At 30.5% G+C, this 20,750-nt stretch carries 20 protein-coding genes; 5 read left to right on the top strand and 15 right to left on the bottom strand.

Annotated features, from left to right (window positions below; all coding sequences use genetic code 11):
* Positions 1–342: 342 nt before the first annotated feature.
* From HMPREF2642_RS11160 to hemE, 4 genes are all read right to left on the bottom strand, one after another.
* Positions 343–897, bottom strand: a complete 555-nt coding sequence (locus HMPREF2642_RS11160) for an RBBP9/YdeN family alpha/beta hydrolase (RefSeq protein ID WP_002434723.1) — start codon at positions 895–897, stop codon at positions 343–345.
* 148 nt (positions 898–1,045) lie between these two features.
* The gene (gene hemY, locus HMPREF2642_RS11165) at positions 1,046–2,440 is read right to left on the bottom strand and encodes a protoporphyrinogen oxidase (protein ID WP_070597879.1); all 1,395 of its coding nucleotides are present in this window, start codon (positions 2,438–2,440) and stop codon (positions 1,046–1,048) included.
* 141 nt (positions 2,441–2,581) lie between these two features.
* A complete protein-coding gene (hemH, locus tag HMPREF2642_RS11170) occupies positions 2,582–3,505 on the bottom strand; it encodes a ferrochelatase (RefSeq protein ID WP_002434744.1) in 924 nt (307 codons plus the stop codon).
* A gap of 75 nt (positions 3,506–3,580) precedes the next feature.
* Positions 3,581–4,615: a uroporphyrinogen decarboxylase gene (gene hemE, locus HMPREF2642_RS11175; protein WP_002434872.1), complete on the bottom strand. Its 1,035-nt coding sequence runs from the start codon at positions 4,613–4,615 to the stop codon at positions 3,581–3,583.
* A 339-nt stretch (positions 4,616–4,954) separates the two neighbouring features.
* Between hemE and traP the strand changes: the two genes are divergently transcribed.
* Entirely contained in the window at positions 4,955–5,458 is a 504-nt protein-coding gene (gene traP / locus HMPREF2642_RS11180) for a signal transduction protein TRAP (protein ID WP_070597880.1), read from the top strand.
* Between the two features lie 51 nt (positions 5,459–5,509).
* Here the strand turns inward: traP and HMPREF2642_RS11185 are convergent, their stop codons facing one another.
* Entirely contained in the window at positions 5,510–6,733 is a 1,224-nt protein-coding gene (locus HMPREF2642_RS11185) for an ABC transporter permease EcsB (protein ID WP_049428036.1), read from the bottom strand.
* On the bottom strand, positions 6,726–7,466 hold the full coding sequence (locus tag HMPREF2642_RS11190; protein WP_002453567.1) for an ABC transporter ATP-binding protein EcsA: 741 nt from the start codon (positions 7,464–7,466) through the stop codon (positions 6,726–6,728). The genes HMPREF2642_RS11185 and HMPREF2642_RS11190 overlap by 8 nt, the downstream gene beginning before the upstream one ends.
* Before the next feature lie 132 nt (positions 7,467–7,598).
* Between HMPREF2642_RS11190 and HMPREF2642_RS11195 the strand changes: the two genes are divergently transcribed.
* The 4 genes from HMPREF2642_RS11195 (at position 7,599) to HMPREF2642_RS11210 (ending at position 10,437) form a co-directional block, all read left to right on the top strand.
* Complete coding sequence (locus HMPREF2642_RS11195) at positions 7,599–8,024, top strand: HIT family protein (protein ID WP_049428034.1); 426 nt, start codon at positions 7,599–7,601, stop codon at positions 8,022–8,024.
* Positions 8,025–8,101: 77 nt separating this feature from the next.
* On the top strand, positions 8,102–8,473 hold the full coding sequence (locus tag HMPREF2642_RS11200) for a YtxH domain-containing protein (protein WP_049428031.1): 372 nt from the start codon (positions 8,102–8,104) through the stop codon (positions 8,471–8,473).
* A 191-nt stretch (positions 8,474–8,664) separates the two neighbouring features.
* Positions 8,665–9,234: a DUF3267 domain-containing protein gene (locus tag HMPREF2642_RS11205; RefSeq protein ID WP_070597881.1), complete on the top strand. Its 570-nt coding sequence runs from the start codon at positions 8,665–8,667 to the stop codon at positions 9,232–9,234.
* Between the two features lie 201 nt (positions 9,235–9,435).
* Positions 9,436–10,437, top strand: a complete 1,002-nt coding sequence (locus HMPREF2642_RS11210) for a peptidylprolyl isomerase PrsA (protein WP_070597882.1) — start codon at positions 9,436–9,438, stop codon at positions 10,435–10,437.
* Between the two features lie 154 nt (positions 10,438–10,591).
* Here HMPREF2642_RS11210 and HMPREF2642_RS11215 read toward each other — a convergent pair whose 3' ends face one another.
* The 9 genes from HMPREF2642_RS11215 to HMPREF2642_RS11255 form a co-directional block, all read right to left on the bottom strand.
* Positions 10,592–10,696, bottom strand: a complete 105-nt coding sequence (locus HMPREF2642_RS11215) for a type I toxin-antitoxin system Fst family toxin (protein WP_030063529.1) — start codon at positions 10,694–10,696, stop codon at positions 10,592–10,594.
* Positions 10,697–10,886: 190 nt separating this feature from the next.
* Positions 10,887–11,828 carry a 3'-5' exoribonuclease YhaM gene (yhaM, locus tag HMPREF2642_RS11220; protein WP_002434737.1) on the bottom strand — a complete coding sequence of 314 codons (942 nt, stop codon included), beginning with the start codon at positions 11,826–11,828 and terminating at the stop codon, positions 10,887–10,889.
* Positions 11,825–14,764, bottom strand: a complete 2,940-nt coding sequence (locus tag HMPREF2642_RS11225; protein ID WP_070597883.1) for an ATP-binding protein — start codon at positions 14,762–14,764, stop codon at positions 11,825–11,827. Before HMPREF2642_RS11225 ends, yhaM begins: the two co-directional genes overlap by 4 nt.
* Positions 14,754–15,950, bottom strand: coding sequence for a metallophosphoesterase family protein (locus HMPREF2642_RS11230; RefSeq protein ID WP_049428021.1), 1,197 nt, complete (start codon positions 15,948–15,950; stop codon positions 14,754–14,756). Before HMPREF2642_RS11230 ends, HMPREF2642_RS11225 begins: the two co-directional genes overlap by 11 nt.
* 404 nt (positions 15,951–16,354) lie before the next feature.
* Positions 16,355–16,699, bottom strand: a complete 345-nt coding sequence (locus tag HMPREF2642_RS11235; RefSeq protein WP_002434673.1) for a YlbF/YmcA family competence regulator — start codon at positions 16,697–16,699, stop codon at positions 16,355–16,357.
* A gap of 71 nt (positions 16,700–16,770) precedes the next feature.
* On the bottom strand, positions 16,771–17,901 hold the full coding sequence (locus HMPREF2642_RS11240; RefSeq protein WP_049428019.1) for a DUF445 domain-containing protein: 1,131 nt from the start codon (positions 17,899–17,901) through the stop codon (positions 16,771–16,773).
* 220 nt (positions 17,902–18,121) lie between these two features.
* Positions 18,122–18,586 (bottom strand): XRE family transcriptional regulator XdrA, encoded by a 465-nt coding sequence (locus HMPREF2642_RS11245; RefSeq protein WP_002434804.1) that lies wholly within the window; start codon positions 18,584–18,586, stop codon positions 18,122–18,124.
* A gap of 248 nt (positions 18,587–18,834) precedes the next feature.
* A complete protein-coding gene (locus HMPREF2642_RS11250) occupies positions 18,835–19,458 on the bottom strand; it encodes a response regulator (RefSeq protein WP_002434769.1) in 624 nt (207 codons plus the stop codon).
* Between the two features lie 19 nt (positions 19,459–19,477).
* Positions 19,478–20,590, bottom strand: a complete 1,113-nt coding sequence (locus HMPREF2642_RS11255) for a GAF domain-containing sensor histidine kinase (RefSeq protein WP_037549760.1) — start codon at positions 20,588–20,590, stop codon at positions 19,478–19,480.
* Positions 20,591–20,750: the final 160 nt, after the last annotated feature.

Genomic DNA, 20,750 nt, shown 5'->3' on the forward strand with positions numbered 1-20,750 from the left:
CCCGACGAGCTACCGAACTGCTCCATCCCGCGCTAATATTATTTTTGACTACCTTATAATCTTACCATTTTCTTCTTTACAATGTCAATACTTTTTTAAAGAAAATTAACATTTTGTTCATTTCAACTTCAAACCTATTTGCAATAATTGAAATGAATGACGCTTTAATTAAGTACTTTATTAGTATATAAACTCCAACACATTTCGTCAATATTGTTTTGGAATTAAATTGTGTAAAAATTAACCTCATATATCTTTTTATATTATTCTTTACTAAAAGATATATGAGATACCTTGATAATCACCTATTAAACAACTTGTGCTCTACCTTTAGATATATACTTACTTAGTCATGTAACCTTGCATTCTAGATTGTAAAGAAGTAAATGTTTTAAAACCTTCATCCTCTAAAAAGTGTCCACCTTCATCGACTATTCGAATCTTACCTTCCAACGTATCCATCAACCTTTTAGTCTCTTTATAAGAAACATATTTATCATCTTTAGATGTAAGTCCGTAAAAATGATCGACTTGAGATTTAACTTTTTCATAATCTATTGATATGCCCTCTAAGTTGACATTCTCATCAATATCATGGGCATCTTCTTTGAAACCTGCAATACTAAACAATCCTTCAATATGATGATGAGTCCCCTCAATATATTTTAGTGCAGCTATCGTACCAAAACCATGGGTTACAAAATAAGTATCATATTTACGAATTTCAATTTGTTCTTTCATTTGTCTTACCCATTCATCAATTTTTGCATGGTCATCTGCCTCTAAATTAAACAACGTCACATGATAACCTTCTAAAGTTAAATTATGCTTTAACCACTCATACCAATGATTTGTGGCATTCCCATATTTTGAATGGATTATAATCACGTCAGTCATTTTTCAACACCTCATTCAACGATTGATTCATTTAATTCTTATTTTAAAATAAAAACACTTTAAAAAGAAATGATATTCAAATGATTTATCTATCTCACCGCTTCTTAGATTTAAATCATACCATTCTCATTAAAGTGTTTTACATCATCTAAATTTCTTCTAAAATTTCTTCAACAGCATTTTTTCCTTGTTGAATACAATCAGGTAAACCTACCGCTTCAAAAGGTGCTCCAGTAATTCTTAATCTAGGATAAGTATTCTTTATATGTTGTTGAATTATCTTGATATTTTTTATATGCCCTACGTGATATTGAGGCATACTTTTAGGCAAACGATTCACTATCGTAAAGTCAGGATCACCCTTGAATGTCATCATTTTCCTTAAATCTTTACGAACAATTGATACAATTTCATCATCAGTATGGTCATCTACTACAGTGTCGCCTGGTTTACCTACATAAGCTCTAATTAATACTTTACCTTCAGGTGTAGTAAACGGCCATTTTTTCGAAGTCCAAGTACAAGCTGTAATATCTGTTTGACTCGTTCTAGCTATAACGAATCCAGTACCATCATACGTATTCTCTATATTCTTTTCATCAAAAGCCATAACCACTGTTGCAACAGTAGTCGAGTCCATCTTATTAAAGTAATCAAAGGCAGGATCATGGCTAAACCATTTCATAAATACTTGTTGTGGTGTAGTAACAAGTACCCCATCAAATGTTTCACTACTATCTTCGAGTAAAATTTCATAATCTTTCTGAGAAACTTTAATGTCACGTACTTGAGTATTATAACGAATATTTACTCCCTTATTCTGAACATTTTCTGCCAATGCTTCTATAAATGAACTTAAACCATGTCTAAACTGTTTAAATTGTCCTTTAGGTGCCCCTGGGTATAGTTGGCGATGTTTAATACGTTGTTCTTTCTCATCTTTCATTCCTTTAATCAAACTGCCAAATTGTTCTTCTTTTTCTTTAAAGTTTGGAAATGTACTCATTAAACTTAATTCATCTATATTAGTACCATATATGCCACCCATTAAAGGTTCAATGAGATTTTCTAATACTTCATCTCCTAGTCTTTTTCTGAAAAAGTCGCCGACAGAAATATCATCCTCGATTTGAATCGGTTTCTTAAACAAGTCAATTCCAGCTCTTAATTTACCAATTGGAGAAATAAGCTTCGTTTTAATAAATGGCTTTATATCTGTTGGAATGCCCATAATAGAGCCACCTGGTATAGGAAATAATTTATTTTTAGCGTATATATACGATTGACCCGTAGTATTAGTAATTAAGTCATTTTCTAGACCAATATCTTTAGCCATATCTGTCATGATAGTTTTACGTCCTAGATAGGATTCTGGACCTAACTCAATAGTATACCCTTCATGTCGATATGTTTGAATTTTACCTCCAGGACGATTAGAGGCTTCAAATATCGTTACTTCTATAGTTGGATCTTGTTTTTTTATAAAATACGCACTCGATAAACCAGTAATACCTGCGCCGATAATCGCAATTTTTTTACTCAACTTTTTCACGCTTCCTTTCAAATCCACCTGAATCTATCATGAAAATGTATCAAATTTTTTAATTTATCTCTCTCAAAAAATGAATTCCCCCGTTATACTGGAGGAATTCTGTCATCACTTTATTAATGCTTTAACTTAATTTTAAAAATGAGCTTTAATTTCGTCAACAATTGCTCCTATAAATAGCGGGTTTGTATTAGGCATTTCAGGACGATAGTATTTAGCGCCAATTTCATCACATACTACTTTACATTCGTAGTCATTGTCATAGAGCACTTCTAAATGCTCACAAACAAATCCTACTGGTGTATAAATAAAGTTTTTGAAATGATGTTCTTGATATAATTCTCGCGTAAGATCTTGAACATCAGGTCCTAACCAAGGTGTACCAGTATTTCCTTCAGATTGCCAACCTTCTGCTACATGAACAATATTGGAGTCTTGTTTAAGAATTTGAGCTGTTTCATGTAATTCTTTGGGATATGGATCATTATTACGTTCAATCAGACCTTTAGGTAAACTATGTGCTGAAACGATTAAAACTGTTTCATCGTGCTCTTCTTCAGGAATTTGATTTAACGTTTCATTAATTTTATCTGTCCAATATTTAATAAATTTTGGTTGGTGATAATAATGTTTAATATGAGTCAATTTAATGCCATATTTATCTGCTTCTTCTTGTGCGCGGTTATCATAAGAACCTACTGAAAAACTTGAATAATGTGGCGCGAGCACAACTGTTACAGCTTCATCAATGCCATCTTTATGCATTTTTTCTACGGCTTCTTCAATATAAGGAGAGATATGTTTTAATCCTAAATATAATTTAAATTCAACATTGTCATACGTTTCATTTAAAGCTTTAGTTAATGCCTCAGCTTGTCGATCTGTTGTTCCTGCTAAAGGTGATAACCCTCCGATAAATTCATAGCGTTGTTTTAAATCTTGTAGTTCTTCTTCAGTTGGTCTTTTACCGTGTCTAATATCAGTATAATAAGGCTCGATATCACTCTCTTTGTATGGTGTACCGTACGCCATCACTAATAATCCAATTGTTTTACTCATTGATAAAACCTTCCTTTAATTGTTAGTTATCGTTACTTTATTTAGGTTTGGAGCGACACCAAATCTTCGAAAGAACTATTTTTGAGTATAGTTGTGAACGAATTTACTCACTTTTCTTAATGTCTCAGGTTGAACTTCCGGAAATACACCGTGACCTAAGTTAAATATATGCTTGCCACGCACCATTCCTTGATCAAGAATATCTTTTAGTCGTGATTCGATAACATCCCATGGTGCTAATAATAATGAAGGGTCGAGATTACCTTGTAGTGTCTTGTTTACTCCCATTTGATCAGCCTGATTAATAGATGTTCTCCAATCTAGACCTAAAACATCAATAGGTAAATCATTCCATTCATTAATTAAATGACTTGCGCCTACCCCGAAAAGTATCACAGGTACATCATAATGAGCTTTGATACCACTCACTAATTTCTTCATAGCTGGCTTGATATAATAATTATAGTCTTGGACGTTTAGTGCTCCTACCCAAGAATCAAAGATTTGTATTAATTCAGCACCAGCCTCAATTTGAGCGACTACATATGTGATTGACACATCTACAAGATGGTCCATTAGTGCAAACCATGTAGGTTCGTCTCCATACATCATGGCTTTAGTAAAATTATAATTTTTAGAAGGACCCCCTTCAATCATATAAGAGGCTAATGTGAACGGCGCACCTGTAAAACCAATCAACGGTACATTCAATTTTTCCTCTGTAAGCAATTTGATTGTTTCTAAAACATAAGGTACATCTCTTTTAGGATCTATCTGAGATAATTTTTCAACATCTTGTACTGACTTAATAGGGTTTGAAATCACTGGTCCAATACCAGATTTAATTTCTACATCTACACCTATGGGTTTTAAAGGTGTCATAATATCCTTATAAAGAACAGCCGCATCAGTATTGTAATTATCTACAGGTAAATGCGTAACATACGCACATAATTCTGGTTGATGCGTAATTTCAAAAAGTGAATATTTTTCTTTAAGTTTGCGATACTCAGGTTGAGAACGTCCTGCTTGTCTCATAAACCAAACTGGAGTGTGTGACGTTGATTCACCTTTTATTGTCTTTAATATCGTATCGTTTTTACTATGCACCCTAGCGTCCTCCTACATTAAAATCATTCTTATCTATAATAGCATATTGTATACAATTTCGTATTTTATTATGCTTAAATGTCATAAAAAAGACATAGTACTTTTATTTATAAAACCTAGCTTTATAAACTTTAAAAATATACTTTATTTTTATTAAAAAACGGGTAAGTAATTCCTAGATATTCTAATAACGTTAAATTATATATTTAATTTTATTTTTAGTTAAATTTGTAAATTTAGGATGAATTCTATTACTTTTAATTAGAAAATCTGAACTTTTGCAGTAGCAAAAGGAATTTTATAATCGTATAATAAGACAAAACAAGGGAGGTTTGTATCATGAATTTATATACATCTTATGGGACATATGGATTCTTAAATCAAATTAAATTGAATAATCCAGATCATGACCTATGTCAGTTTTCTGCTTCCGATACATCAGTCATTTTAGAAGAAACTGAAGATAAGTCAGTTTTAAAACATCCTAGTTCTTACAATGTACTCTACCAAGTTGGAGAATTTAACGAAAATCATTTCTACTGTGCTTTGTTCATTCCCTCTTCAGAGGATCATAGTAATCAACTAGAGAAAAAATTATTGCACTTAGGCGCACCTTTTGATTCATTCGCTGGATTCAAAAGTTATCGATTATTAAAACCTTTAGAAGGTAATACTTATAAAATATACTTTGGCTTCGCAAATCGCACTGCCTATGAAGACTTCAAGGCTTCAGAATTATTTAATGATAATTTTTCTAAAGTAGCTTTAAGTCAATTCTTTGGAGCAAGTGGTCAACATTCAAGTTATTTTGAAAGATACTTGTATCCAATTGATGAAAACTAATATCAAAATAAAAAGTTCTTAGCGTATTGTATTGAACGCTAAGAACTTTTTTTAGTCTCTTAATAAAGTTTCCTGATATTTTAACTTTTTAATGGTACTTCTTATTGTTAACCACCCTACAATATAGAAAAGTAAAGCAAAGAAGAACAATGTAGGATGTTTTATAACAAATACTATTGTAAAGATAATACCTACACCGATCATTAATCGGTATAAAAATTGTTCATATCCTTTGATAACTTTCGTATCAGGGACTGGCCATACTTGTGGCCATAAACCATATGCTTGTTGAGTATAGAACTGAGCCATTTGTAATAATGTAATATACATAAATAAGCTTCCTATAATTAGAGATACGATTGGATTTGATAACCATAACATTAAAACGAGTGCTATAATCACTAATCGAAGAATGATACTGAACGCGTCTCGTCCTCTTACAAAGCTTCTTACAAATAAGAATAAGTACATACGATTTTCATTAAACTTGTTACCTTTTGGAGTGGGTAATATGAAATCTAAATAACTTCTACGTACTGCTGACTCTCTTAAATGTTTCACATCAGTAAACATATTTACAAATTTATAATAATTCGTATGTTTTTGTTGCTCAATCGCTATCATTCTCTCCCAAGGAAATAATTGCTTTTTGCTATTCAATTTTAAAATCAATAACAATACCCCTACGATGAAAATAAATATAATAGCAAAGTAATTATGAAATCTTAAAATTAAATAAAATGTTATACCAAATAGTACAAATAATAATAAATTAATTGTCCAACTTGAAAGATTTAGCTTTAACCACTGCCATTTAACAAGTAATCCTAAATAAGGAAAAATGATAGCACTTATAGCAAATACAATATAAAATGCAAAATGGTTATCATTTAATCTATAAAATAAAGGAAATAGTATAATAAGAAGTATGACTTGTAAAAAAATTCTTGAACTATAACTATATATTAAACTTACTTGCATATAATCTTTCATATGTTTTTCAAATGGTAATAGAAAAATTTTATCTGCGTCTTTTAAAAGTGTTCGAATTGGAAATAATGAAACTAATGCTACAGCAATACTTGCAAATAGTGCATAATCAATATGTTGTGGTATATGTTGTAGCCATTCACCATATCCAAAAATAAATGCACCTAACAATATAAGTAAAAACACCGTGAAATGACCATTAAAAATGAATTTGTTATAGTAACTTTTTTCTTTACGAATCGCTTTATATCTCCGATTAAACAGAGATAATGATTGATTATTCATTGGCATTGCCACCTTGTGTAACATGTATATAAATATCATCTAAGGTTCTATCATACAGACCTGTTTGTTCACGTAGTTCATCTAAGTTACCAAACGCAACAACTTTCCCTTGATCTAAAATAATAAATCTATCACAGTAACGTTCCGCTGTAGCAAGTATATGTGTACTCATTAAGACAGTTCGATTTTCGTTTTTCTTTTCAACCATTAAATCAAGCATTGATTGTATTCCTAAAGGATCGAGACCTAAGAATGGCTCATCGATGATATACAATTCTGGATCAACGATGAAAGCGCAAATGATCATGACCTTTTGTTTCATTCCTTTTGAGAAATGACTTGGAAAGACTTTTAATTCATTTTCTAAACGAAATACTTTTAAAAGTGGCTCAGCACGACGCATTGCCTCTTCCCTACTTAGTTGATAGGCCATAGCAGTCATCTCTATATGCTCTTCTAATGTAAGTTCTTCATAAATCACTGGTGCTTCTGGAATATATGATAATTTTCTTCTATATACTTCAATGTCATCATTAATATTTGTATCAGAAATGGATAATGAACCTTCCATTGGATTAAGAAGTCCTAACATGTGTTTAATTGTTGTACTTTTTCCTGCACCGTTAAGACCAATTAAACCAACAATTTCGCCTTTTTTTAATTCAAAATTTATATCTTTGATTACAGGACGTTTTCCATATCCGCCTGTAAGATGTTCAACTTTTACTGTCATAAGGCACCTCCATGCAAACTATTGTACCAAAAAATAATGTTTTAACCTAAAATAATCATTGCTATCATGTTGTTTTAAATTGAGTAATGCTATAATAATGACTAACAAATGATAAAGAGGAGTGTCATTGTTATGTCAGAAACTATTTTCAGTAAAATTATTTCTGGAGAAATTCCAAGCTTTAAAATTTATGAAAATGACTACGTTTATGCTTTTCTAGATATTTCACAAGTGACAAAAGGTCACACATTATTAGTTCCTAAAAAAGTTTCTACTAATATTTTTGAGACTGATGAAGAAACAATGAAACATATTGGAGTGGCTTTACCTAAGGTAGCCAATGCTATTAAAGCCGCTTTTAACCCAGATGGATTAAATATCATTCAAAATAATGGAGAGTTTGCAGATCAGTCTGTATTTCATCTTCACTTCCATCTTATCCCAAGATATGAAAATGATATCGATGGCTTTGGATATAAGTGGGAAACGCATGAAGATACAATTAATGACGACGCTAAAAAAGAAATTGCTGAACAAATTCAAGCACAATTTGATTAATCGTGCATATTCCTTGTTATACTGGGTATGATAAAAATAATACAAATATCCGACATATAAAGTGAGGAGAATAAAAAATGAAAGTCACAAGAATATTATTTGGCTTAGGTGTAGGTGCTGCAGCAGGATTTGCAGTAGCATTAAGAAATCGTGACGACCAAAGTGTCAAACATAATACAATTGATGCGAGCCAACCTACAGGAGCACAATCTGAACTTGAACGAGAAATTGAAACTATGAAACAAACATTTAATGATATTCTTAATTATGGTTCTCAAATTAAGAATGAAAGTGTTGAATATGGTAGTTCAATTGGAGATGAGTTTAAAGAGTTAATTGGTAACTTTAAATCTGATATTAACCCTAATATCGAAAAGCTCCAAACTCATATTGAAAATTTACAAAACCGTGGAGAAGATATAAGTAACGCATTCTCTAAAGATAAGTAATTTCATTAGCTATGGCATGATGCCATAGCTTTTTTATTTTACTTAATCATAATTTCTTATAGACATTTTAACACTAGCTTCATTAATGACTTTATCAACTTCTTTTTTGTAAATTAAACTGCCCCTTGACTATTCCTGTGAACACGTAGATAATACGTATCGAACATTAACACAGAGATGAGGCTTACACTATGTATTTATGCACTCGACAAATTGATATACACGCAAGATTTGGAATTCAAAGAATTGCTTTCATGAGTATAGTAGCAACTATTATTACCTTTTTAGTAAGCTATGAAATTATGTACTATTTCTCTGATACTCCTTTATCAGATCGACATTTTATCATTTTATTAATCTTTATAATTTTAATGTATCCCATTCATAAAATCATGCATCTTGTTTTCTTTTTGCCATTCTATAAATCTTTTAGAGTCCATAAATTAGTTAAAAAGAAATGGCTGCCATATTTTAATACGTATGTTAATACGCCTGTCCATAAAGTATATTTTTGTATAAATTTAATTTTACCTATATTATTATTAACTGGCATTTTTGTTCTGTTAAGTATTCATCTACCTCAATATGGTCATTATTTTATGTTTTTATTATCATTAAATATTGGCTTTTCTATGATGGATATTTTATATTTGAAAATCTTACTTTTCTCAAATTATGGTCACTATGTAGAAGAACATCAATCTGGTCTACATATTTTAAACAAAGTGAATAATCCTAAATCAACTAGAACATCGCTCTAGTTATGAGTATTACCATCTTTTGCGTAATTGTATTTAGTTTTCATAAATATTAATAAAATATGCAAAATTAAAATATATAATATTTAATCAACTCCCCCCATCCTAGTCATACTATAGTCTTAGGACGGGGGTTTCTAATTGGTAGTCTCTAAATAATATGTTATATTTACGATGATTAATACATAAAGGAGCTATCAACTTATGAAATTGATGAATAAAATTATTGTTCCCGTGACCGCTAGCGCGCTGTTACTTGGTGCTTGTGGCTCAAATGCAACAGAATCTAAAGATAATACATTGATTTCTTCTAAAGCAGGAGATGTAAAAGTCGCTGACGTGATGAAGAAAATCGGAAATGAACAAATTGCTAATACTTCATTTAACATTGTTTTAAATAAAATCTTAGCTGATAAATACAAAGATAAAGTCGATACTAAAGACGTTGATGAAGATATTAAGAAAGAAGAAAAACAATATGGCGGTAAAGATCAATTTGAAAGCATGCTTAAACAGCAAGGTATGTCATTAGATGATTATAAAGAACAGAAAAAACTTTCTGCTTATCAAAAACAATTATTACTAGATAAAGTGAAAGTCTCTGATAAAGATATTAAAGATAATTCTAAAAAAGCTTCTCATATTTTAATAAAAGTAAAATCTAAATCTAGTGATAAAGAAGGTCTTTCAGATAAAAAAGCAAAAGAAAAAGCTGAAAAAATCCAAAAAGAAGTAGAAAAAAATCCTAGTAAATTTGGTGAAATCGCTAAAAAAGAATCTATGGATAGTTCTTCAGCTAAGAAAGATGGTTCATTAGGTTATGTAATTAAAGGTCAAATGGTAGATAGCTTCGAAAAAGCGCTATTTAAATTAAAAGAAGGTCAAGTTTCTAAAGTAGTTAAAACTGATTATGGTTATCATATCATTATAGCTGATAAAGAAAATGACTTTAATAAAGAAAAATCTAACCTTAAAGAAAAAATTATTGAACAAAAAGTACAGAAAAAACCTAAATTGTTAACAGATGCTTATAAAGATTTATTAGATGATTATAAAGTTGATTACAAAGATAGAGATATTAAAAAAGCTGTTGAAAATTCAATTTTAGATCCAGATAAAATTAAACAACAACAGCAGCAACAGCAATCTTCACAAGGTGGTGCCTCTGGTTCAGGCTCTGCAGGTTTAACAAGTAGTGGGTCATAATCAATAACTCATTGATGTGATTGATATAAGTTTTGCATTTTATCTAGAAAGTGTTATAATACAATTAACAAGGATATCAAGCATATATGCACCAAATCCCCTCACTATGGCAGTAGTGAGGGGATTTTTTGGTGTGGCTTATTTTAGTTGTCGCCTATTTACGTTTATCGTTGCGAGTGCGTAGCCAATGCGCGAATAAAGCAACGATACAACCACTGGTTGCCGTGGCCATGATGTGTACAAAGATATCAAATAACATATATGCACCTCCTTCCCTTGTCATATTGACGCCTGAGAAGAGAAGATAGGCGACCTATTTATTATAACACTGAACTTTAGCTAATTAAATTTGAATATAAAAAAGTGCAAAGCCCGTTGTATCATAATACCACTTGAATCAATCCCGACTCTGTAGCAACTTTACAAAGATAGCTTTGCACTAAAAATATTTAATCTAAACTTGTAGGATTATAGAATTGGCGATTTTCTAAACCAAAAATGCGTTCAGTAAATTGACCTTTATCCGTTTTCTTAAATGCTTTCTCAAACATGTTCATTTTTGCATCAATATTATCAATAAAGAATAAAATTTCAGCTTCTTTCAAATGAGGTAGTTTAGGTGACCCGAATTCCATTTTACCGTGGTGTGCTAAGATCATATGTCTTAATAACATCACTTCTTCACCTTCAATACCTAATTCTTTAGCCGATTCAGCTACTTCATCACTAGCAATAGAAATATGGCCTAGCAAATTACCTTCGACAGTATAAGTCGTTGCAACTGGTCCACTTAACTCTCTGACCTTTCCTAAGTCATGTAAAATAATCGCACTATATAATAAGCTTCTATTTAATAGCGGATAAATATCACAGATTGACTTAGCAATACGTAACATAGTTAAAACGTGATAGCTTAGACCGCTTGCAAAATTATGATGATGTGAACTTGCTGCTGGATACGTAAAGAAACGGTCTTGATATTTCTTTATTAAATGACGCGTTATACGTTGTAAATTTGCGTTTTCAATATCTAACATAAAATGCGAAAGCGCTTCTTTAATTTCATCAGGCGTCATAGGTGCTCCATCAACAAAATCTTTAGTTGATAAATTGTCTTCAGGTTTAGCTAAACGCACTTGATTAACTTTCATCTGTTTACGACCACGATAATTAATCACATCGCCTTTAACATGAACAATTTCTTCAGGTTTAAGGTTCTGCATATCCTCTTTCGTGGCAGTCCATAATTTCGCTTCTATATCACCACTTTTATCTTGGAGGTAAAGTGTCATGTAATCTTTACCTTGAGCAGTGACACCCTGAGTTGCACGATGAATTAAGAAAAAGTGATCAACTGAATCGCCGGGATTTAAATTTTCTACATTTCTCATTTTTTCCCGCCTTCCTCTAGTTTATTAAGAATAATCATTTCTTTTGAAGGGATAATATTATCTTTAGTGCATGTAAAGTAAAGCACTTGATAATTTTGAGATAATTCTCTTAAATAATTTAACATTCTTTCTTTTCTATGTTTGTCAAAATGAACAAATGCGTCATCCACAATAATTGGGAATGGATAGTATGGTTTTAATACTTTAATTAAACTAATTCTAAGAGCAACATACAATAATTCTTTTGTAGATTGACTTAGTTCAACAGGTTCGAAAACTTGTCCATTATCATGTTTGACATGAATTGAATCATCTTCAGTATAATTAATCATTGTATATGCACCATTTGTAAGATACTTGAATATAGATACAGCTTCTTGGATAACTTGTGGTAAACGCTTATCTTTGATTTGCTTAATATGTTCTTCTACTAAATTTTGAAGATAACTTAAGCTTGCCCAATCTTTAGCGATATCATTTAGTCTATTTTTTAAACTGTAATATTTATGTCTTAATTGTGCAAGTGTCGAATCTGTTTCCATATGATTAATTTGAGCAGTTAAATCACTGACTTCAGCTTGCATATTTAAATATTGATCGTTATATTGATCTACTTGTCTCGCTAATGTATCATCTTCTTCGTCTAATTGAGCGGTTGTTTTTTCACTTAATTTAGAACTCATTTCATATGAGTAATTTTGGTTCTCTAAGTATTGAGTTAAATCATTAAATCTATTTAAGTTACTATGATACGTTTCGTAATCTTGATGATGTGAATAATAACTTTCCTCATCTTCAACATTGACGAAATCAAATAGCTCTTTGATGATATTTTTATTTTCACTTAAGCGTGATTTAAGATGCTTGAGCTCATTTGTTAATAACTGTGTTTCTTTTTGATTCTTATGCCAATTATCGTTGTTGTCTTTAGCATTTTTTAGCCATTGATTAACATCGTGGAAGAACGACATTGTATTAAAATGACTAAAATGTGGACTCGTTACGTCTTTAGCGTGTTTATAAAATTGATTAATTTCATCCATAAGTTGACTACGCTTATGATTCAACTCTTTGACGTAGTTATCATGAGACTTAATATTACTCATTGAGGTAATACTTTCAACGATAAGTTCATCAGATATCTTAGGAGATAAATATAATTCTTTCTTCACGTTGTTAATATTATCTGATAATGAATCTAAACGATTTTGCGCCTCATCCATAGATTTATTTAAATATGCATTCTTTTCATCTAACATTTCTTTTGCTTTAATAGCATTTTGCCATTGCTCACGAATGCGATGTTGATGATCTAAATCAAAATCTAAATTGTAGTTGCTTTCTAAATGTTCAAGTTGACTTTCCAAGTCATTAATTTCTTGGTTCATTGCTACACCATAATCAACATCTTTAGTTTTTGCTAAGAAGATACCTACGATAAAGATGACGGTTAGAATCGCAAAGACAATACCAAAAATCATGTTAGTCGTTACAAATGAAAATACAGTTAATGCCGCACCTATGATAGCTAAAGCAATAAATGCAAGTCTAAGTAATTTTTGACGTTGATTTTTACGAATTTGTTCTTCTTCAAATGATTCTTTTAATTTTTCATATAAGTTTTCTTTTTCGTGTAATTCTAATACCTGCTGTGAATATTCCTTTTTCTTTTCAAAAGTTTCCTCAGGAACTAATTCTTTCTCTAGTTGATCAAGTTCATTACTATTAGAATTACGTTCAATTTTATTATCTTCAAGACCGCGTTCTAGTTGTAAAATATAAGCATTTTGTTCTTGCTTACCACGAATTTGCTCACTTACATGACTTTTCATAGCTTCAGAACTATCTACTTCATGATGTGGTTCATTCCACCCAATAGTGTTTTGTAAACTTTCTTGTTCTCTTTGTTTATCAGAGATATCTTTTTCAACTGAACGCAACTCATATTCTTTTTGTTTAATTTCATTTTCTTGTTGATATAAGGAATTAATTGCATCTATATCTTTAGTTTCTACTGGAAAGATATTTTTAGCTTCTTGCTTAAGTTGAGCTAAACGTTCTTCTTTAAGACCAATATCCTTTTCAAGCGATTGTTGAAACGACTTAGCAGTCTCATAACGGTCTATACCTTTTTCAGGAAATTTTAGAGGTTCGATATTTAGAACTTGTTCTAATCCTTTCCATTCTTGCGTTTGATCATGCAGTGCAACCTCTTTTTGTTTAGCTTCATGCATCTTGGATAACTGATTTAAATTTTGTTTTAAATGTTCTAATCTGCGAGAAGATTTATCTCTCTCATCTACTAAGCAATGATATGTGTCTAATTTACTTTCTTCTTCACGTATCTGGCTTTCAAGGTGCTTAAGTTGTTCGATTTGTTGGTTAATAATTGGATTTTTACCAGACTTTTTATACAATTCTTCTTTCTTTTGTCCTATGGTATCTCTCATGCTGGTAAATTCAGTTGAACCTAAAGCACCTGCTTGTAATAAGTAATCTTGTAATTGTTTTTCATCTAAATTCCGGTGAATATCTTGTAACCCTAAAACGTTGAAAGAGAATATACCTTGATACGTTTTCTTTGTAATGTAATTGAGTTTCTTATTTAGCCATGACTCGTCGCGTGTAGAACCATCTGAGAGGTAAACTTTGACATCACCTTGAGCGCTACCTTTAATTCTCTCAACTTCAGCTTCAGTACCATCGTCAAATATTAAAGCTAATTTACCACCATATTGATTTCCTAACCTAGGTTCCAAACGAGGTTCTCTAGATTTTTTAGTAGGAAAACCGAATAAAATTGAATGTATAAATGCTTGAATCGTTGATTTTCCTGCTTCATTTTCACCAAAAATTTCAGTAAAACCTTTATTAAAGTCTATCTTACGTTGAACAAATTGACCGTATCCATAAATTTCTAGTGATTTAATTATCATTTTGTTCACCTCTCATATCATCTTTTAAAAGACTTTCAGCATGATTAATTAATTCGGTTTTATCAAATTCTGTATAATCATCTAAGAATTTAGATGCACGAGGATTTAAGTATAATTCCGTCATAGCAGAATCAAAGACCGATGTGTCTTCCAACAAATCTGAGGAGAACTCATTTACAAGAGGTGATTCATCATTTTGAACATATTTAATATTTAAATCTTCTATAAACACAAACTGATTTTCATTTTCTTCATACTCTGTAATCATCTCTTTAACTTGAACCAAGTCTTGTGGTGCAATAAAATCTTCACTATTTACGCGTACATTTAATCTATAGAAAGCTTTACCTTCAGGTCTTACTTTATCTTTGAATGACTGTATATCTTCGTATAGCTCTTGTTTAGACGTATGATTAGTATCAATGGTTGCTTCCTCAAATTTAATAAATTGAGTAGGATAAAATTGTGTTGTTAAATTAAGATGATCTCCTTCAATTAATAAACAACCTTTTTCACCTAATTCATTAAAATGTCTACCTTGAATATTACCGGGATAGTTAATTACTGGCATATCACTGAGTTGTTCACGTTCATGTATATGACCTAACGCCCAATAGTGGTATAATCGACTATTTAAGTCTTCTAACCTAAATTCTGTATAACGGTCTTTGACTGAGGATTTACTATACGTGCCATGTAAAACACCAATATGTATCCCTTTTTGACCTTGGCTTGATGGATAAGCATCAATTTTATTTTCATAACTTGTATCATTTTGATAACTAAAGCCATGTATAAAAATTGTTTCCCCATCTTTAGTAATCGCTTGATACGTTTCTACTTGATTTGAGAAAACTGAAACGTTGTTTGGCCAATTTGAAGATATCTTTGAAGATAGAGGATCATGATTACCATGACATACATATACAAATACTTGTTCTTTACGTAATCTTTCAAACTGTTCTTTTAAAAAGACTTCCGCACGTAATGTTCTATTCTCATTATCGAATAAATCCCCAGCAATGATAATGAAATCTACTTCTTTTTTTAATGCCAAATCTACTATATTTTTAAAACTTTCATAGGCACTTTTTTGTACATCTTCAAATATTTTAGGGCTTAAATGACTTTTAGATTTGAAGGGACTGTCTAAGTGTAAATCAGCACAGTGTATAAATTTAACCATAAGTTTAATTCTCCTTATAAAAGCCGTAAAGTTAAAAGAAATAATGCAATTTGAATATACTTCATTTGTTGATAAAAATTATAAATATTGATATTAAGACAGACTAATGACTATATATTAATAAGCTATGTATCATGAAAAATAACTTTACTTTATATTAAATTATTTTACCATAACACTTTGAGTCCAGTCGACGACAAACCAAGACATTCATTTTAAATTTATACCTACTCAAAACTATGACGTTAATACAAATTTTAAAGTATCACCTTTGAACTCGTTTATAAATTTGTAAACGAGAGTATTCTAAGGTACAAATGTATAAAAAATGTCTACAAAGTCTGTAACTTTGTAGACATTCAAAATTTAAAATGATTTCTCACTTTTATAGAAAAGTATTAAATTTAGTCAGCGTAAATTTCATCTAATGGTTTTACGATGATTTGGTTAATTTCTTGGAATACTTGGCTCATTTTTTGCTCAGCATTCATTAATTCAGAGATATTTTCATCTTTTTCGATAGCTTGAGCTTGTTCTTGAGCTTTTTGTAAATCCTCTTCAGGAATTTCTTCACCTTGCATTTGTTTTTGTTGGAAACTAATTTGAGTTTCACGGAATTCGTCGAATAATTTTTTTGATTCTTCGTTTTCTTTAACTTTAGCAAATGCATCTTTAATAGCTTTATATTCTTCACTGTCTCTTAAAGCTTGTTCTAATTGATTTGCATAATCGTATAAATTTACTGCCATAGTTGTTTGCACTCCTTTGAGTTAATTTGTGTTTTAACCACTCACAAATAACTTTAACATATATGTCACCTTTAGACAAAGATTGCAATTACACCTTGGAAGAAACCAATAATTCCTCCAAGTAAAAATCCTAGTGACATAATCAATTTTAATTCTTTATTAGCAATTTCTATAATTAACTTTTCAATGTAATCTAAGTCAAATGTATTAATTTGATCTTCTACTAGTTGTCGCAAATTAATCTTTTTCATTATATTGGTAAGATGTCGTGAAATATTATGAACAATGACTTGAGTAATTTTAGTAGCTGCTTCATTTTCAAGGAAGTGAATAAACTGAGGTGCAAGTTCATATATTGGTAAACGAGCTTTACCATTAAGATCAATATATGAGATTAAAAGATCTGTCGTGGATTTAGAAATAGATTCGAATTGCTCATCACTAACTAATTCTTCTAAATGCTTATTCTTAAGTGTCTCATATTCATTGCGAATGATTTTATTAATAATTACACGTGCTTTCGGATGTTGAGTCAATCGAATAAGTTCGTGTTGAATATGTTCTGCGATGCTTTCTTTAGTCATGAACATTTGTAGAAGACCTACAATTTTTCCTTTTTCCTGAAAGAAGGTATCTAACATTTCATATATATCATGTGAACCTTTGTCAGAATTCAAATATTTTCTAGCTCTTTCACATAATAAATCAGCTAATTCTTCTACTTTATCATCTGCTAAAACAAACAATTGCTCTGGCAAACATGCTGTTAATGCCTCTTGCTTATGTTGTTGATAAAAGTTTATAAGTTTGTCATTCAAAGTTGTTTTCACCTTATTATTTAATAAATCAGTTACATTAATGTCTAATGCTTGAGCAAAATTTTCAATTGTTGCATCTTGAGATTTAAGCTTTTGTATTTGAGTAAGAACTAAGTCTTGAATCGCATCTTGAGATTGTGGTTGATTTAACTTATGACGAATCATTTCTTCAGTAATTAAATGATCTTCGATAACTTGACCTATTTTCTCAGCTATTTCTCCACGTCTTTTTGGAATTAAACCTGGAGTGAATGGAATTCTCATTTTAAATATATAATATGGTTTAAATGGATGAAATAACATACGTATCGCTATAACATTTGTTATACCACCTATTATAGCCCCTATAATCATCATAAAAGCAATCACTAAAAAAGCGTGCATATTGTTAACTCCCTATTTAAATTTGAAATTGTGGTTAGATTATAACATCAATTAACCTAACTTCATTCTTTTAAAACTTATAAATACAAATTACTAAAAATAAAACGATGAAAATCAAAAATGAATTTCATCGTTAAGTAGAAAAATAATTTTGTTTAATTAAGACAATACATCTGAAATAAGTGATTAAATCATTATAAGATTCTACTATCACTTTTAATTATACATGTAGTAATTCTTCTTTAGCATTTCTATTAAAGTAAGTTTCAGCCTCTCTCATTTTAGAAGTACCGAAGATTGGTTGCTTATCTGCATTTAATACTCGGTAAATGTTACTTACTTTATTACTTTGTAAAATAAATCCATTACGCGTTTCGATTGTATTCCAATAAATATCACTTGTAGTAGCATGATTAGGGTAAGCACAATGATTTCTAGAAATAGTTTGAACGATTTCTAATGGGTCGCAACCAAATGTGCTATTGAGTACATCTGAATCTCTAAATAACGCGCAAATTGAGACACAAGTCGTCCAGTTAGGTAAGACTCTTTCTTTTTCAATTTGTACTAATGTTTTTTTAGAAAGTCCGATTGTTTGAGCCATTGTATCTTGAGTATAGCCCGCTTCAATACGTACCATTTTAAATTTTGTTTGAATTAAATCTGTGAAACTCTGTCTATCCATTCTATTTATCTACCTTTCTAATTGGAAATATTTTATCCGGACACAAGAAATTGCAATAATACACATTTCTTGAAACACAAATTACATCTTAATATATTTTTAATAAAAATAAAAGAGAGAAATGCGTTTTTCTAACTATTTTATTAAAGGCAAAATTATCAAAATAGTTAAATATTTACATTTAACGACATTTTGACTAATTAAATTTAAAATATGTATATTTATTTTATATAATTGCGTTTGGCACATTATATTAATTTATTTTCCATAGCATAAATGGCAGCTTGTGTTCTATCCGTAACTTGTAATTTATTAAATATGTGACTTACATGTGTTTTAATAGTCTTTTCAGATACAAATAATGTTTGAGCAATTTCTTTATTTGTCTTGCCTTTAACCATCTCTCTCAATACTTCAACTTCTCTTTTAGATAATTTATTAGTAAAATGAGGCTTTTTAGATACTGTTTCAATCACACTTTTAGCTTCAGGATGAATGATACGTTCACCATTTAAAACTTTATGAATTGTTTCAATCAATTTTTGTGGTTCTACGTCTTTCATTTCGTAACCATCAGCACCTTTGTCTATAGCTGATATCACATGTTCATCATCTACATAGCTCGTTAAAACTAAAACTTTGACTTGAGGATATTGTCTTTTTAAAACTTCAGTAATTTCAATTCCATTCATTTCTGGCATCACTAAATCGAGCAACACAATATCAGGCAGATGATGTTGCTCTATATATGATAGAAATGTTTTGCCATCAGAAAAACCCTTGACTACTTCTAAATCATCAACTGTTGAAAGTAAAAACTCTAATCCTTGGCGTACGATATGATGATCATCTACTAGTACTACTTTATGCATAATCGTTCTCCTTTTTTTATTACTTTAAAGGTATATTTATTGTAATGGTAGTACCTTTATTCAATTGTGATTGAATATCTAATTTACCATTCAATGTATGTGTCCGTTGTTTAAGATTATTGATACCACTTGAAGCATTAACATTTACTTCATGCAAGTTAAATCCCTTTCCTAAATCTATAATTTCAATAATGAGATTATCCTGTCTTTGCGTTAGATTTAATGAGACTTCATTAGTATCGGCATGCTTTCTGACATTATTCATCGCCTCTTGTATCATACGATAAATATTTTCTTCTACATGATTAGTTAAATTGATTAAGCCATCAACATGGACGTCTAAATTTAGATTTAAAACATCACTATAGTTATTTAAAGCGTGAATTAATCCGTGCTCTAGTCCTACAGGCTTTAATTGCCAAATCAATGCTCTCATTTCATTAACAGCATTTTGACTCGTTTCTTCTATAGTTTTAAATGCATTTTTAGAAAAATCATCCGATGCCATTCCTTGGGCAGCATGAGCAGTAAGTTTTAACGAGAATAACATTTGATTAACAGAATCATGCAGATCTCGAGCTAAACGGTTGCGCTCATTAATCTTAGCCGCTTCCTTTTCTCTATCTGTCAATAATATACGTTTTATCGCCGAACCTATTTGAAATGCTACAGATTCTAGTAATTCTAAATCTTGCTCGCTATAATGTTTTTTATTTGGTGAAGCAACGTTAAGTAGTCCAAATTGTTCCTCTCCAGAACGCAGTGGCACAGTTGCATGATGCGTAATATCATCTGTTTCTTCTTGATATGCACGATTAGCTAAATTAATTCTTGAACAATTTATAATATTGGACGCTTTAGTTAATTTTTTATTATTATATGCTTTGACACACCAACATGATCCGTTAGTCATATAATGACAATCTTTTTTAGATAATGCACCAGGGAGGTCTACTGAGGAAACGAGTTCATGGTTCCCCTCCTCATTGATAAAAAATATCCATCCAGTCGTGAAGTTACTACCATTAATAAGATAACGTAGTCCTCCTTGCATCATGCTATACATCTCTGTTTCTTCATTAAGAAATTCAGCTATTTCTTTTAGTAATGCAAGTCTTGTTGGCTTCTCCATTTTATCGCCCCAATACTATATCCATAATATTTATATTATACATGCCTTAGCTTTATTTTGAAAATGTAATTAAATACACAATTGATAAGTATTTGAAAATTCATTTTCAAAAATAAACATGATATAGAGAGTAATTAATTTGTGTTATGATAATAATGAA

This window comes from Staphylococcus sp. HMSC055A09 (assembly GCF_001809655.1).
Lineage (GTDB): Bacteria > Bacillota > Bacilli > Staphylococcales > Staphylococcaceae > Staphylococcus > Staphylococcus capitis.